Genomic DNA, 16,196 nt, shown 5'->3' with positions numbered 1-16,196 from the left:
CCTTTTAATAATGCAGTGTTGCCTAGGCAAGCTTCTTTGTAGCCTTTGTTAGCAATTTGTACTGCATATGGTACTGTTACGTTTGTTAATGCAAGAGTTGATGTACGTGGAACCGCACCTGGCATATTTGCAACTGCATAATGAACAACACCATGTTTCTCATAAGTTGGGTTGTCGTGAGTTGTAATACGGTCAGTTGTTTCGAAAATACCACCTTGGTCAATCGCGATATCTACAACAACAGAACCTTGTTCCATTGATTTAATCATTTCTTCAGTTACAAGTTTTGGAGCCTTTGCACCTGGGATTAATACTGCACCGATTACAAGATCAGATTCTTTTACAGCTTCTGCAATATTGTAAGGATTAGACATTAAAGTTTTTACTTGGTTTCCGAAAATGTCATCTAATTGACGAAGACGTTCTGCACTTAAGTCGATGATTGTTACATCCGCACCTAGTCCAACTGCAATTTTAGCAGCATTTGTACCAGCTTGTCCACCACCGATAATTGTTACTTTACCACGTTTAACTCCTGGAACACCTGCAAGTAAGATACCTTTACCGCCTTTGTTTTTCTCAAGGAATTGCGCACCGATTTGTGCAGCCATACGACCAGCTACTTCACTCATAGGTGCAAGTAATGGTAATGAACGGTTTTCTAATTGTACTGTTTCATATGCGATAGCAACAACTTTCTTTTCAATTAACGCTTTTGTTAATTCTGGTTCTGGAGCTAAGTGTAAGTATGTGAATAAGATTAAACCTTCGCTGAAGTGTTTGTATTCGCTTTCAACTGGTTCCTTAACTTTCATAACCATTTCCATGTTCCAAGCTTCTTCAGCCGTATCAACAATTTTCGCTCCCGCTTCAACATACTGAGCATCTGTGAAACCAGATCCTACACCTGCGTCCTTTTGAATGAATACTTCGTGATTGTTACGAACTAAATGTACAACACCTGCTGGTGTCATTGCCACACGGTTTTCGTTGTTTTTAATTTCTGCCGGTACCCCAATACGCATAATGAAATGCCCCCTTATAATTAACAGAAAAAAGGAATTCTTTTTTCTTTTTTAAATAATTAATAACTTATGTCCTTATTCTAGCATAACTTAAAAGTTATGAAAACGCTAACATACTATTTTTTTAAAGTTTATATATTTAGAATAGTGTAAATATATAAAACATTGATTTTATTGGGTTCTCCGTACCACTCCATCATCTATTACTCTATTTCTATTATATCCATTCAAAATGCATAGTAATTATTTATTATTTGACAATAATGTAACAATGTAAAAAAACTAAGCAATGACGTATACATATACACTTATTACTTTGTTCAATACTTTAGAAATATATTCTTTTCACAAAAAAACAGCTACTGGCATTTAGCCAGCAGCTGGATAACTTATAAATAACTTTGAAAATAGATCTTCTGTCGTCTCACTAATTTTATCAAACATATCACTTTCACGATCTTCTTGCTCTTTTAACATCTTAATTGTTTCACGTGCATCTTCAGGATAATCGGTAATGATACCATCTACGTTTAACTTATAATATCCCTTTAACCTTTCCATATCATTTACCGTCCATACGTAAATTGGCTTGTTTAGCTTCCTTGCTTCTTTTACTAATTTCTTATTTAACATGTATTCTTCTGCTACATAAAAATCAGCCTTCACATTCTTTAAGTTAGCTCTACTCGCATACAGTATATATCCTACTTTTATATTTGGATTTGCACGTTTAAACTCTTTAATAAGCGGATAGTGTAACGTTTGAATGACACATTGCTTCTCAAATTCATTATCTTTAATCGCTTTTAATACTTTGTTTACGAAATCTTTTTCGCCACCATGAAGCTTCACTTCAATATTAAGTTTGATTTTTCCTTTTGCCAGCTTAATGATCTCATCAAGTGTACTTATTTGTCCTGAAAAACCATCTTGACTAAGGGTAAGCTGTCTTAACTCCTCCATCGTTAAATCTGACACATGAACATTAGCATTAGCAAGACGTTTTAGCTTCAAATCATGTATAACTGCTAGTTCACCGTCTTTTGTTTGCAGTACATCAATTTCAGCGTAGTCTGCTTTGGCATCAATAGCCCCCTGCACAGCTTCTTTCGTATTCTCTACACCTTTTGAAATATAACCACGATGAGCCATAATAATTGGTTCTTTATATGAATTTGAAATAAACGTTACAATGAAGGCAACGACCATTCCGGCGGTAATAATTCCTACAATATATACACCAATAAATTTCCAACGATGTTTTTGGAAGAAACATTTATCTGCTTTTGTTTTCGAATAATCTAATCCTTCTTCTAATAAAACATCTTCAACCGGAACCTTTTGTAAATACAATCGTGTTATTCCCATAATATAAAATGGCGTCACGATAAAACTAAATAAATACAATGTACTCGTTAAAAATACAGACATTGTTGATTCCGCTAATAATGCAAATGTTCCCTGTGGATTTGTAAATTCATACATGCCCCATAGACACAATAAATACATTCCCAAAAATACACCGTACACAATCCCTATTGAAATAAAAAATCCTACTAAAAAGAATAGTACTTTAAAAAAACTTTCTTTTACTAACGTTGCACTTTTACGTGCTGCTGTGCGAAACGGCTTTTGCTCTAAAACAACAATAGGTAGAACAAAAATCCAGCGAAGGTTCAAATACGCAACTACAGCAAAGAACGTGTAATAACCAACTTGTCCCATCGTTGTCTTAAACAGTTCTCCTGTAATAAAGTTAGGAATTTGAATTTGTGGAATTAATGCCGTTTCATATCCAATATTTAAAAGAGGTAACAATACGACCGCATATAAAATAAATCCTGGTAAGCAATATGTGAAAAGAGTAGGTAAATACGTTACGGTTTTATATAAAATCGGACGTAATTTCACCTTTTGTCTTTTATGAGCGAAGTACGAAATGATAATAAGCACCGCAAATTCCGTAAAGATAAGAAACAGTGCTAACAATGATAAAATGACGATTGCCAAAATGCCATATGATGTCTTTAAAAACGTTAATAATTCATCATTCGTCGCATTTGCATAACCACCAAAATACAATAACTTATTAAAAATGATCCCAAATAGCGGGACAAATACAATCGCTGCTAATAATTTATAAGCAAGTTGAAAGGTTAATACATTCCAAAAAGCAAATCTAACTGTTTGAAAGGAATGTCCCATTACTCCTGGTATAGATAGTCTTTTACGGTGTTGCATATATTCCTCCACATTCTAAAACGATATTTGAGATGGATTCCACATTTCCAATTTCAATCCATCTTTTTAATAATAATATATTCCGCTTAACATGAACACTCTTATACATATAATGAAAAAAGTGATGGCTAATCCCATCACTTTTTTCACTCACTCTATTTTTTCTCTAATCCTTGTCCAAATGCTTTTAAGAAACTAAAACCGAATGTAATCGCCCTGTTGATATCTGGATCTTTTAATACTTTAAAGAAATCCATCACTTTTGTTTTCTTTCCGTTTTTCAGCTCATCCGTTGCAAATTGTAATCCAGTGACTAAACTAGATGTTATTTGTTTCGTTATTTCTGGGTCCACTGAAGATAATGCCTCTCCTGCCCCCATCATATTGTTTAATGCGTTTTTTACTGGTTCACGATTCAATTGTTCAACAGCTATTTTGGAAACATCTTCTTTTGCAGCAAGTAAACTAATTGCTGCATCTAAAATTCCAGCTTTTTGCAACTGCGCTAATAGCTGCATCGTCTCTTCTACTGCTTCTCTATTTTCAGCTAGATCATTTAACAACTCATCTGTTACTTGCTGTTTTTTTTCTTCTTCTGTTACAATCTTCTTTTTAATTAAAGTAATCTCTTTTGCCATTATCTCCGCCCCCTAATTCTGGTCCACAAGTGATACGTATTGTTTTCTTTGCCACTTTCGCTCGATTTCAACACCATTTTGCGGATGACGTTTTTTATCTCTCGGGTTTGAAGATGGTAACGGACGATTTCCTTTTTCACGTAATACGCGCAGTTTCACCATTGTTTGTTTATAAGCTGGTGTACACGTATAAATGTCTGTTGCTGTTCCTGTTAAAATATTGATTGCCTCTTCATTTACTGTCGCATGCATCGGCAAATATAACTCATTTCCAGTTACACGATCTGTAACAAGCGCTTGTACTTTGATTTTTCCAAATGGTGATGCTAACTCTACAAGACCACCATCTTTCACATTGCGTTCTTTAGCAAGTTCAGGTGAAATTTCAACAAATACTTCAGACACTTTAGATAAAATACCAGCCGACTTATTCGTCATATTCCCTTCATGGAAATGCTCTAGCATACGGCCATTATTTAATAGTAAATCATACTCATCTGGTGCTATAACTGGCGGAACCCATTCATCTAGTGATAAACGTGCTAGTTTGTCTGGGAAGTTAAATCCATCTACATATAATAATGGTGTATCACTACCATCATGGCTACCCCAACATAAACTATTCCAGCCTTCTAGACGGTCGTACGTCGCTTGAGAGTATAACGGTGCAAGCGATGCAATTTCGTCCATAATTTCACTTGGACTTCCATAATTCCAGTCTCCGCCCAGTGCACGAGCTACTTTTTGTAAAATCCACCAATCTGGTTTTGAATCACCAAGCGGTTTCAATACTTCGTATAATCTTTGAATACGGCGCTCTGTATTCGTAAACGTTCCTTCTTTTTCTAAGCTTGGTGCTGCTGGTAAAATAACATCGGCGAAACGAGCTGTTTTCGATAAGAACATATCTTGAACAACAAGGAAGTCTAAATTCGCTAAAATATGTTGTACATGGTTGGCATTTGAATCTACTAAAGCCATTTCTTCTCCCATAACATACATACCACGCAGTTTTCCTTCTTCGGCCGCAAGTAACATTGCGATATTATTTAATCCCGGTTCTTTCGGAATGGTAGTACCGTATGCTTTTTCAAATTTCGCACGATGCACATCATCTGAAACTGCTTGGTAACCCGGAAGCCAGTTCGGTAATGTCGCCATATCACAAGCACCTTGTACGTTATTATGCCCGCGTAACGGATACGCACCGGCACCAGGACGACGGTAGTTACCTGTAACGAGAAGTAAATTTGAAATTGCTGCTGACGTTGTACTTCCTCCTGTATTTTGAGTTACACCCATTCCCCAAAGTACACAAGTACCATCTGCTTCATATACCATACGAGCCATTTCTTTTAACTGATCTTTAGAAATCCCTGTAATTCCCTCAGTATAATCAAGCGTATATTTTTCTAGCATTTTGCTATATTCATCAAAATTCTTTACATTTTCAGCTATGAACTTTTTATCGTGCCAATCTTGATCGATAATGTATTTCGTTATCCCAGCAAGCCATACATAATCCGTCCCTTGACTCGGGTGAACAAATATATCAGCACGCTCCGCCATTTCATGTTTACGAAGGTCTGCGACAATTAGTTTTTGTTCATGTAATTTATGAGCACGCTTCACTCTAGTTGCAAGTACAGGATGTCCTTCTGTTGGATTTGCCCCAACAATAATAACAAGACCTGCCTCAGCAATATCTTTCACTGTTCCAGCATCTCCGCCCATACCGACAGTTTTAAATAAACCATCTGTTGCTGGAGATTGGCAATAACGGGAACAGTTATCTACATTATTTGTTCCATATATTTGACGAGCTAGTTTTTGCATAAGATAGTTTTCTTCATTTGTTACTTTCGAAGAAGAAATAAACCCAAACGCATCGCTACCATACTCTGATTTAATATGTTGCATATTAGATGCAACAACTTCAAGAGCCTCTTCCCATGAAGCCTCAACAAACATATCCCCTTGGCGAATTAACGGCTTTGTAATACGCTCTTCACTGTTCACAAAGTCCCATCCGAATTTTCCTTTTACACATGTGGAAATACCATTAACCGGTGCATCTGAAACAGGTTGCACTTTTAAAATTTGACGATCTTTCGTCCATACTTCAAATGAACAACCTACACCACAAAATGTACAAACTGTTTTTGTCTTATTAATTTTCGTCTTACGCATCGCGGACTCTACTTCTGAAACTGCTAAAATACTGCTATATCCAGGCTCTACATCTTTTACAAAATCAATCATTGGATTTAGCACATCTGGTTTTAAACCAGTCATAAATCCAGCTTCTCCTAGCATCGTTTTTTCCATTAATGCATTACAAGGACACACTGTTACACATTGCCCACAGCTAACACAAGACGAGTCATTTATACTCACACCATTGTCCCAAATAACACGTGGACGGTCTAAACTCCAATCAATCGATAAAGTTTCATTTACTTGTAAATTTTGGCATACTTCTACACACTGCCCACAAGCAATACATTGATTTGGATCGTATCGATAGAATGGATGCGACGTATCCACTTCGCATGCACTTACTTTCGGTTCATATGGATATTTCTGTTCTTCAATCTCCATCATATGTACTGTATTATGGACTTTACAGTTACCATTATTGTTATCACATACTGTACAATACAATAAATGATTTTCTAATATTCGATCCATCGCTTCAGTTTGTGCTTCCTTTGCACGTTCCGATTGCCTCTCAATATGCATGCCATCTTCCAACTTCGTCGAACAGGCACGTAGTAAACTTCCATTCACTTCTACAATACATGTATCACAAGTTTGAATAGGATCTACCTCTGGTACATGACAAATTTGAGGATGTTCTAAATTACTTTCGTTAAACAATTGGAGTATCGTCTTTTCACCTGATACGAAAAATTCTTTACCATCAACGGTTACACGGACTGTCTGTTCTGTCATAGTTTCCCCTCTCCTTACAACTAACTGTACAACACAATTATGAATCCGTTTTCATAATTGTGTTGTACATATTTTTGAAGCGCCCTGTTGAAATACTTTTCTTTGGAAGTCGATTCTAGATGTTATAAGGTATAACTACGAAAGCTTGAAAATGTCGCTATTCTACAAATCTATTATATCGTACATATACAATAATAACCAAAATAATCTGCCATCTTCTTGTTAGTAGATGCTTTTGTTTTTTCGATGTTTTATGATAAATATGGAGAAAAATACATATAAAGGGGAATTTAATATGGGGCCTATTCAAGAAACATATACAATTGTACGTTATCAATCTGGTACATTTTCAAAACAAACCGATGAGGTTGTTACGGAATCTCCTATTACAATTAAATTAAATAGCGAAGAATACGTAACAGTTGTATGCACTCCTAATTACATTGAAGATATGGTAACCGGTTTTTTAATTTCTGAAGGAATTATTTCTTCTTATAAAGATATTGAAGAATTATGGATCCAAAAAGAAAACGGAATTGTCCATGTAAAATCATCAAAAATTAATCCGCTCTATCAAACTTTATATAATAAACGGTACGTAACTTCTTGTTGCGGGAAAAGTAGACAAGGTTTTGTTTTCGTCAACGATGCAGCAAAAGCAAAAAAGTTACATGATATACATATAACTATTACTCCGGAAGAATGTTTTCACCTAATGACTTCCTTACAACAATCTTCAACTACATTTCGCCAAACGGGTGGTGTGCATAATACCGCTTTATGTGATCGAAATAACATTCTTTTATCAAGAATGGATATCGGAAGACATAATGCGCTAGATAAAATATACGGTCATTGTTTACGAAACAATATCTCTGTTCAAGGGAAAATCATTGCGTTTAGCGGACGCATCTCATCTGAAATTTTGTTAAAGGTTTCAAAAATAGGTTGCGAAATTGTTCTATCTAAATCAGCTCCAACTAAACTAGCTCTGCAACTCGCCCACGATTTAGGTATTACCGTAGTAGGATTTATTCGAAATGGATCTTGCAATATTTATACACATCCGGAACGAATCGATGGCTACAAAATAAACGATTGAATACGTAAAAGAAAGTGAAAATTTAATCAGTGGAGGGTTTTCCCTCCCCACTGATTATTAGCCCAACCAATCGGGCTTTTACGGGCAATCCGAATCCCACGAATAATTGGATAAAAATGACTCCTTTACAAAGCGGGAATTTTAGTTATAAAAATGTAACATATTAAAACCTTGAATAGTTAATAAAGTTAATATATAATTTCATTACATAAAGTGAAACTATAATCAGTGGGGGGGTGTTCATCCCCCACTGATTATTAGCCTTCACCAATCGGGCTTTTACGGGCAGCAGGGCTCCCACCTAACTTCTTTGCTCCAGCCGAATTTTGAGGTGAGAGTTTTACTGCCCGCAAATAGCGGGATAAATAAAATGAAAACATAGTAGCATAATCTTTTCATTCTTTTACAAATTAAGAAAGAATAGTCACAGAATACATTTAACTAAACTTAATCTTACAAAGTTAATGAATTAAATTTGAATCAATCTAGGAGGTTACAACTATGGAAATTCGCTTATTAACAACAGAGGATGCAGAAATTTATTTGAAAGTGTGTATGGAAGGTTTAATGAAAAACCCTGAGGCTTTTAGCTCTTCTTATGAAGATGTTCTTAAACAGGAAAACCCTGTCGCTGCTATGGCAAAGCGATTAAGCAATCCGGATAAGTATACTCTAGGTGTCTTCAAAGATAATGATTTAATCGGTATTGCTACTCTAGAAACAAAGCCATTTATTAAGCAAGAGCATAAGGCAAAAATCGGCTCAGTTTTTGTTTCTCCAAAAGCGCGTGGCCTCGGTGCAGGACGAGCTTTAATTAAAGCGATTATTGAAAATGCCGATAAATTACATGTAGAACAGCTTATGCTTGATGTTGTCGCTGATAACACTGCTGCAAAAAAATTATATGAGTCCCTCGGCTTCCAAACTTACGGTGTGCAAGAACGGTCCTTAAAACATAATGGCCAATATTGGGACGAAGAGCATATGGTTTTATTCTTAAATAATTAACATTTTAATATAATTTTTCAAAAGCATCTTCTTATTAATTAAGATGCTTTTTTCATTACAACAATGTAATCTTCATGTCACCTTTATCGATCGTTCCAATCCTTTCCATTCGTTATACTAAAAATATAAAGTGAAACTTTACTCAGTCGAAGTCTTTACCTCCACTGAGTATTAGCCCTCACCAATCGGGCGTTTATGGGCAGCCCGACTCCCATCTAACTTCTTCGCATCCACTGAATTTTGAGATGGGAGTCTTACTGCCCGCAAATAGCTTGATAAAGTGAAACTTCACTCAGCGAGGAGGATCCGTCTCCCGCTAATTATTAAATGAACGTATAGCATGCAATTGATATGTAGAGGAGAATGGAACATGAAACAAAACAAACAAGCTATCTTTTTAATATTTGCTACAGCAATTGTAACTTCTGGACTGGCAATTCTACCTTGGTTTATTATATAGAACACATTAAAAAAGCTTATTGCTTCTTAAGAAGCAATAAGCTTTTTTTCTATTATAAAATCCCGAAAAATTTATTTACACAACTTATCATAATAAGCATAGATACCGCAACACACATTACAATCGCATTACGATCTTGCTTTTCTTTTTGTAAAAGTTCTACTTTTTTACTCATGTGTACAATCCCCTTTATATTAAAAAAAGTGTGAGATAGGAAATTTTTCTTATCCGATGCGAGGTGAATACGAAAACCCTCTCTATCTCACATACACAATAGAATGGAATTGTCATTTTATAAATAAAATGACATGACGTTATGTCGCAACATAGGATATTTGTGTCGCTACGTTTTCTATTATAAAAAATAGTTGTGCAAAACTAGTGCATTTTTTATGTCAATTGCCCTGATTGAAAAAATCAGCCATCCATTCAATCACATAAAAAGAGTTTTTTATTATTTTCATGTAAACTATACAAGTAGAATGAATAGTTTGGGGTGCACAAGATTATGGTGAAAATTTTATTAGTAGACGATGAAGAACGTATGTTACGATTGTTAGATTTGTTCTTAAGCCCTCGTGGCTATTTTTGTATGAAAGCTAATTCTGGCCTTGAAGCGCTAGAATTAATCGAACAAAAGGACTTCGATATTATTTTATTAGATGTTATGATGCCGAATATGGATGGGTGGGATACTTGCTATCAAATCCGTCAAATTTCCAACGTTCCAATTATTATGCTAACAGCTCGCAACCAAAATTATGATATGGTCAAAGGCCTGACCATGGGAGCAGATGACTATATTACAAAACCATTTGATGAGCATGTATTAGTCGCACGAATTGAGACCATATTACGCCGTACGAAGAAAGACGGATTTGTTGGCTTCAATGGTATTGAGTGGGATAAAACGAAACATACTGTTACAGTTTATGGTGAAAGAATCTCACTAACTCCTATTGAATTCTCGTTACTTGGACTCTTTTTACAAAATACAAACCGTGCTTACAGCCGTGATGATTTAATTGAAAAAATTTGGGGATATCAAACAGACATCGAATACAGAACTATCGATTCACATATTCGTAATATCCGTGATAAATTACGCAAAAAAGAATTTCCAGTTGAAGATTACTTAGAAACCGTCTATAAAGTCGGATATAAATGGAAAAGTGAATAATTACTTCGGTCAGTGGGGATGGATAAAACCCCACTGATTAAAGTTTCACTTTATATGAAATAAGGTATGGTGAGAAAATGAGCAAACTTTCCCTTAAAGTTGGGACATACTTTTTAATATTAGCTTTATGTATTGAGACAATTGCTTTCGTATCTTTTTATAAAAGTCTTTCAAAAATGCGGGTTGAAGAGGAAACCGTTGCTCTATTAGAGAAAGGCAATCGGTATCGTGACAAAATTGTAAACCGAGCAAAATGGAATGAACATTCTAAACAAACTCCAAACACCGAACGTCCTAAACGCCCTTGGTATCAAGAGTTCACTATCGAGCATGCAGCTGAAGAATTAATTGGATCAGAATTAATTGCTAATACCGATATCACTATCATTATAACTGACAATAACGGCAAAATCATTTCCACCTCAGAACCCGTAACGAAAGAAATGCAAAAACAACTTACTTGTAAAACGGAAACTATTCCTAAAAGCGGGTTGATTGTAGAAAAAAACTGGAAAAAATCGAAATTCATCTCAACAGTAAGCCCACTTGAAATAAATGGATTTCAAGGTAACTTACATATGTTATTAAAAACATCCTTCTTAGAAAATATGCTACTTAAACTCATGGATCAATTCATTATCGTGAGTATTTTAACACTTATTTTAACAACTATTTCTGTCTTTGTTTTTTCTCGTGTTATTACAGAACCGCTTATAAAAATGAAGCGGGCGACAGAAAAAATGTCGAAATTAAATAAGCCGATTCAATTAGGAATTAAACGAAATGATGAACTTGGAAGCTTAGCAAAAACGATTGAAGATTTATCTAGTGAACTTACGTATATGAAAAAAGAACGAAACGAATTTCTCGCTAGTGTAGCGCATGAATTACTAACTCCATTAACCTATATGAAAGGTTATGCAAAGGTAGCAAAAAGAGATTCTCTAACGAAAGAAGAACGTGAAGAATACTTACAAATCATTGAAGACGAAACGGATAGTGTAACTGATCTCGTACAAGATTTATTTATGCTCGTACAATTAGAGCAACATCAATTCGTTATTAAAAAACAAAAAATGCTCCTGAGGCCATTTTTAGAACGCATGGTTGAAAAAACAAAAACAACATTAACGAACAAACAAATGCAAATTCATGTATACTGTAAAAATGATTTAGAAGTTTGTATAGATGAAAGGCGTATGGAACAAGTGATGTTAAATTTATTGCATAATGCTTATCAACATTCGCTAGAAAACACTTCTATAACAATACGTGTACTAGTAGCCAGTGCGAATACTTTTACAATAAGTATACAAGATGAAGGTGAAGGTATTCCTGAAGAAGATATCCCACACATTTTCGATCGCTTTTATCGTGTCGATAAATCTAGAACACGAGCTACAGGTGGAAAAGGTATCGGACTGGCTGTTGCAAAAGAAATTGTAGAACTTCATAATGGTTCTATTGAAGTTAAAAGTGAAGTAGAAGTCGGAACAGAATTTATAATTGAATTACCATTTGAATAATATATGCGTGAAATCACCAGTAGTAGTCAACACTACTGGTGCTATTTTATTTATAAAACCAGCTCATATAAGCTAAGCTTTTGAAATTATTCTTATTTCAATATAAAATATAGGTATAACTGTCAAAGATTTGGAGGGTGATACAATTGGATATCCATGTATTAACAAAAGACGAAGCAGAAATTTACTTAGAACTTCGAGTAGAAGGATTAAAACAAAATCCGGAAGCTTTCAGCTCTTCTTATGAAGATATTATTAATAAAGAGTGTGCTATTGAATATAAAGCCCAAAAATTAGCACAAGATGAGAACTATACGCTAGGTGCATTTAAAGATGGCACTTTAATCGGAGTTGCAACACTGGAAACGAAACCATATGTAAAACAAGAACATAAAGCAAAAATCGGTTCAGTATACGTGTCTCCAAAAGCACGCGGACTTGGAGCGGGAAAAGCACTTATTAAAGAATGTCTTGAGCTTGCTAAATCTTTAGAAGTAGAGCAAGTTATGCTTGATGTTGTTGTCGGAAACGATGGTGCAAAAAAACTTTATGAGTCATTAGGCTTTAAGACATTTGGTGTGCAAGAACGTTCATTAAAATATAACGGACAATATTGGGATGAAGAGCATATGGTTCTTTTCCTAGATGAAGAAAAATAATAAAAAAACATCCTCCATTTATGAGGATGTTTTTTTACTTTCTTGTAAACCATGCTGTATATAATAATTGAATGGCCTCTTCAATTTCTTCCTCTAATAAAGTCGCAAATCCAAGCAATACTGTACTTTTGGGAGAAGTCCCTTCCTTATAATATATCGAAGCAGGATACACTTTAATACTCCTTTCAGCTGCAGCTTCCATTAATTCTTTCTCTTCCATCCCATTATGCACTTTTAATAAAATATGTAGGCCGGAATCTTCCCCTATTACTTCAATGCGATTAGAAAAATATTTTTCTAATACCGAAACAAGACGGTCTCTCTTCTTTCGGTACACAACACGCATTTTATGAATATGTTTTTCCCAATGCCCGTCATTTAAAAATTTCCTAATGATCTCTTGATCCATTCTTGAAACGCTTTGTGTGTAAAATAAATATTGCTCTTGATACTGCTTAATGAGGGATTTTGGCAACACCATGTAACTCATCCGTAATGATGGCAATAGCGCTTTAGACAGCGTCCCCATATAAATAACTTTCCCATCTCTATCTAAACCTTGCAGCGCTGGAATCGGCTTTCCTGAATAGCGAAATTCACTATCATAATCATCCTCAATAATATATCTTCCTTCTTCTTTTTCCGCCCATTGTAACAGCTGCAGTCTTCTCGTAATTGGCATAATCATCCCGCAAGGAAACTGATGCGAAGGTGTAACAAACACAATATTAGCTGAACTATTTTCTAACTCTGAAATACAAATACCATCTTTATCTAAAGATAACATTTGAACATTTTGTTCACCCTGCTCGAAAACAACCATCTTTCGGTGGTAGCCTGGATTTTCAACTGCATAACCACTTCCTTTTAACAATTGAAATAACAACTTCACTAATATTTGCGTACCAGCTCCGATTACAATTTGACTAGCCGAACATCGCACACCTCTTGATTCATATATATAGCTCGCTATTTCTTCACGCAAGCTCACTTCACCTTGTGGATTTCCAAGAAAAAGTAATTCTTTATTCTCTAATTGCCATACCTCGTTTGTAATTTTTCGATATACATGAAACGGAAAATTACTAGTATCCACACCCGTTTGAGTGAAGTCAAATTTATACACCTGCTCTTGAAAAGGTACTTCCCCTATTACCTCTTCGCTACCTTCCACATAAATCATTTGCTCGATTTCACATACAAAATAACCTTTTCTAGAAATCGACTCAATATATCCTTCAGCAAGAAGTTGTTCATAAGCTGCCTCTACTGTATTTTTACTTACTTGCAAATGTGTTGCTAGTTTTCGCTTAGCTGGTAACTTCGTAAAAGGTAAAATCGCTCCATCTTTAATTTCTTTTTTTATATACTCATACAATTGTACATACAATGCCTTTTTACTATTCATATTTAAATTAGGCGTTAATTCTAACATAATATCTGACCCCTTAATAAAACTAAAATCTGATACTTTTTACAGTATCAGAAGTTCTATATAATTCCTTTTATCATGTAACGCATTAATAATCAAATACTAGAGAGGGGATGCATGATAATGAACAAAAGTAGACGTATTGGACTCATTATGATTATTACAGGAGCCACATTATGGGGATTATCTGGACCGATGATTCAGTGGCTATTTCAACATACGAACGTATCATCAATTGATTTTTTAACAATTCGCTTGTTGCTTGCAGGAATATTTATTTTGTCTTTCTTACTAATAAAGAAACAAAACATATTTCAAATTTGGAAACACCCTAGACATTCTATACAGCTTATTATTTTCTCTATTCTTGGCATGCTTGGTGCGCAGTACGCTTTTATCGAAACAGTTCATATTAGTAATGCCGTAACGGCAACACTATTTCAATTTCTAGGTCCTGTTCTTATTACCATTTACGTTGCGTTTGAGCAAAAGAAATTCCCTGCTTCTATGCAAATACTCGCAATTATAACTGCTCTAACAGGGACATACTTTATTATTACAAACGGTTCAATTGAAAATATTGTTTTATCTAAAGCAGCTATTACTTTCGGCCTGTTAACAGCGATTGGTTTTGCGTTTTATACCCTTCATCCGGCTTCTCTCATTAAAGAATGCGGAACAACTATAGTAATTGGCTGGGGGATGTTAATTGGAGGGATTGCACTGCTTATTTATAATCGCTCTTTTGGATGGAATCAGATTTCGCAAACTTTCACACTTCAAACTTTTTCTATGCTTATTCTTATCATTATAAGTGGCACTCTTTCTTTCCTTCTTTATATCGGGAGTCTTAAATATTTAGCAGCAACAGAAACAAGTATTTTATCTAGCATTGAACCACTTGTAGCTGCCATCGTTTCAATCGCTTGGCTTAATGAGTCTTTTGGAGCATATCAATTATTAGGCGGAGTATGTATCGTTCTTTCTGTTATTTTCTTAACAATGCCTCAAAAAGAGAGAGAACCAACCTTTTCAACTGAGCAAATATAAAGTGAAACTTTAATCAGTGGAGGTTTTGTTCATCCCCACTGATTATTAGTTGAACCAATCAGGCGTTTACGGGCAGTTAATGCGGGATAGAAAATGTCAAAAGAGGTCGTACAAAACTTACGACCTCTTTTTATGATTTAAAGGAATTGTCCCGCCTGCTAGCAAATACAATTACACTAACAATAAAAATTAGGAGTGTGGCACTATGAAAAAAATCGGAACTATGCTACTTTTCTCCTTCCTCATTACTGGCTGCGCGCAAATGCAACCCGATTCAAATGTACCTAAAAAAGAAGTACTAGAAACGTCATCCTCTCAAATTAACGCACCTTCCTTTTTTCATCTTAGTGTCTTAAAAGGTGTAAATTGGGAAGAAGCGCCATCATTCGTAGAAGGAAAAATACCGTTAAAAGGCATTGAAGGAAAAATTGCAATGGCTGATAGCTCTATTATCGCAAATGAGCAAAATGAAATAATGTGGTTCTTCCTAGATCCTAAAATACCAACTGGAAAACTATCTATTATCGCGTTAAAACAAGGATCTACAACTCCAACACCAGTACTCTTTCAAAAAGAAACTTCCAAACAAACTTGGACTACTTCAAATACAGTCGATACAACCATAAAGGAACTCCCTCTCGTAATGTCTCTACCTTCATCTGGATTATGGGTATTAAATATATATGTGAATGAAAAATATTATGATCAGTTTGTAATCAACGCCGAATAAAGTGACAAAACTGAAACACTTCCTTACAACAATGTAATTTCTACGTCACGTACTTCGATAGTTGGATTATCTCTCTTCTCTTATACTTAAAATAAGAAATGAAGCGAGGAGAGATGAGAGATGAAAAAAATGATAGAAGTGATCGTAGCAGTAACTGAGGTTTTAGTAAATGGTAAACAAGTTGCAATGG

General features: G+C 35.1%; 14 protein-coding genes. 7 read left to right on the top strand and 7 right to left on the bottom strand.

Translation table 11 applies throughout. The features are described 5' to 3' along the window. From ald to fdhF, 5 genes are all read right to left on the bottom strand, one after another. Positions 1-1,025: alanine dehydrogenase (ald, locus tag AC1DKZ_RS25485; RefSeq protein ID WP_476997303.1), on the bottom strand; the 1,025-nt coding region annotated here is incomplete at its 3' end. A 369-nt stretch (positions 1,026-1,394) separates the two neighbouring features. Then, a complete protein-coding gene (locus AC1DKZ_RS25480; protein WP_476997302.1) occupies positions 1,395-3,266 on the bottom strand; it encodes a glycerophosphoryl diester phosphodiesterase membrane domain-containing protein in 1,872 nt (623 codons plus the stop codon). Beyond that, positions 3,253-3,420 (bottom strand): hypothetical protein, encoded by a 168-nt coding sequence (locus tag AC1DKZ_RS25475; RefSeq protein ID WP_157264618.1) that lies wholly within the window; start codon positions 3,418-3,420, stop codon positions 3,253-3,255. The genes AC1DKZ_RS25480 and AC1DKZ_RS25475 overlap by 14 nt, the downstream gene beginning before the upstream one ends. 1 nt (position 3,421) lies before the next feature. After that, positions 3,422-3,904 (bottom strand): helical membrane plugin domain-containing protein, encoded by a 483-nt coding sequence (locus tag AC1DKZ_RS25470; RefSeq protein ID WP_002010449.1) that lies wholly within the window; start codon positions 3,902-3,904, stop codon positions 3,422-3,424. A 12-nt stretch (positions 3,905-3,916) separates the two neighbouring features. Beyond that, complete coding sequence (gene fdhF, locus AC1DKZ_RS25465; protein WP_242310850.1) at positions 3,917-6,859, bottom strand: formate dehydrogenase subunit alpha; 2,943 nt, start codon at positions 6,857-6,859, stop codon at positions 3,917-3,919. 295 nt (positions 6,860-7,154) lie between these two features. On the opposite strand from fdhF, the gene fdhD reads away from it, so the two are divergent. Both fdhD and AC1DKZ_RS25455 read left to right on the top strand, forming a co-directional pair. Then, positions 7,155-7,961: a formate dehydrogenase accessory sulfurtransferase FdhD gene (fdhD, locus tag AC1DKZ_RS25460; RefSeq protein ID WP_002125147.1), complete on the top strand. Its 807-nt coding sequence runs from the start codon at positions 7,155-7,157 to the stop codon at positions 7,959-7,961. 501 nt (positions 7,962-8,462) lie between these two features. After that, positions 8,463-8,969 (top strand): GNAT family N-acetyltransferase, encoded by a 507-nt coding sequence (locus AC1DKZ_RS25455; protein WP_002010444.1) that lies wholly within the window; start codon positions 8,463-8,465, stop codon positions 8,967-8,969. Positions 8,970-9,481: 512 nt separating this feature from the next. Here the strand turns inward: AC1DKZ_RS25455 and AC1DKZ_RS25450 are convergent. After that, entirely contained in the window at positions 9,482-9,604 is a 123-nt protein-coding gene (locus AC1DKZ_RS25450; RefSeq protein WP_002010441.1) for a hypothetical protein, read from the bottom strand. Positions 9,605-9,937: 333 nt separating this feature from the next. Between AC1DKZ_RS25450 and AC1DKZ_RS25445 the strand changes: the two genes are divergently transcribed. The 3 genes from AC1DKZ_RS25445 to AC1DKZ_RS25435 all read left to right on the top strand — a co-directional run bounded on the left by AC1DKZ_RS25445 (position 9,938) and on the right by AC1DKZ_RS25435 (position 12,794). After that, positions 9,938-10,609: a response regulator transcription factor gene (locus tag AC1DKZ_RS25445; protein WP_476997301.1), complete on the top strand. Its 672-nt coding sequence runs from the start codon at positions 9,938-9,940 to the stop codon at positions 10,607-10,609. A gap of 77 nt (positions 10,610-10,686) precedes the next feature. Continuing rightward, positions 10,687-12,135, top strand: coding sequence for a sensor histidine kinase (locus tag AC1DKZ_RS25440; protein WP_016093368.1), 1,449 nt, complete (start codon positions 10,687-10,689; stop codon positions 12,133-12,135). A 146-nt stretch (positions 12,136-12,281) separates the two neighbouring features. Further along, a complete protein-coding gene (locus tag AC1DKZ_RS25435) occupies positions 12,282-12,794 on the top strand; it encodes a GNAT family N-acetyltransferase (RefSeq protein WP_002029700.1) in 513 nt (170 codons plus the stop codon). A gap of 34 nt (positions 12,795-12,828) precedes the next feature. Here AC1DKZ_RS25435 and pdxR read toward each other — a convergent pair whose 3' ends face one another. Beyond that, positions 12,829-14,229: a MocR-like pyridoxine biosynthesis transcription factor PdxR gene (pdxR, locus tag AC1DKZ_RS25430; RefSeq protein WP_476997300.1), complete on the bottom strand. Its 1,401-nt coding sequence runs from the start codon at positions 14,227-14,229 to the stop codon at positions 12,829-12,831. A 120-nt stretch (positions 14,230-14,349) separates the two neighbouring features. On the opposite strand from pdxR, the gene AC1DKZ_RS25425 reads away from it, so the two are divergent. Together AC1DKZ_RS25425 and AC1DKZ_RS25420 are read left to right on the top strand one after the other, a co-directional pair. Continuing rightward, a complete protein-coding gene (locus AC1DKZ_RS25425) occupies positions 14,350-15,276 on the top strand; it encodes a DMT family transporter (RefSeq protein WP_476997299.1) in 927 nt (308 codons plus the stop codon). Between the two features lie 205 nt (positions 15,277-15,481). Further along, entirely contained in the window at positions 15,482-16,006 is a 525-nt protein-coding gene (locus AC1DKZ_RS25420) for a DUF4871 domain-containing protein (protein ID WP_476997298.1), read from the top strand. The last annotated feature ends 190 nt before the right edge of the window (positions 16,007-16,196 follow it).

The organism is Bacillus sp. 05T21 (genome assembly GCF_056396785.1).
Note: the sequence above shows the minus strand (reverse complement) of the source record. Positions and strands in the feature narration are given on the sequence as shown.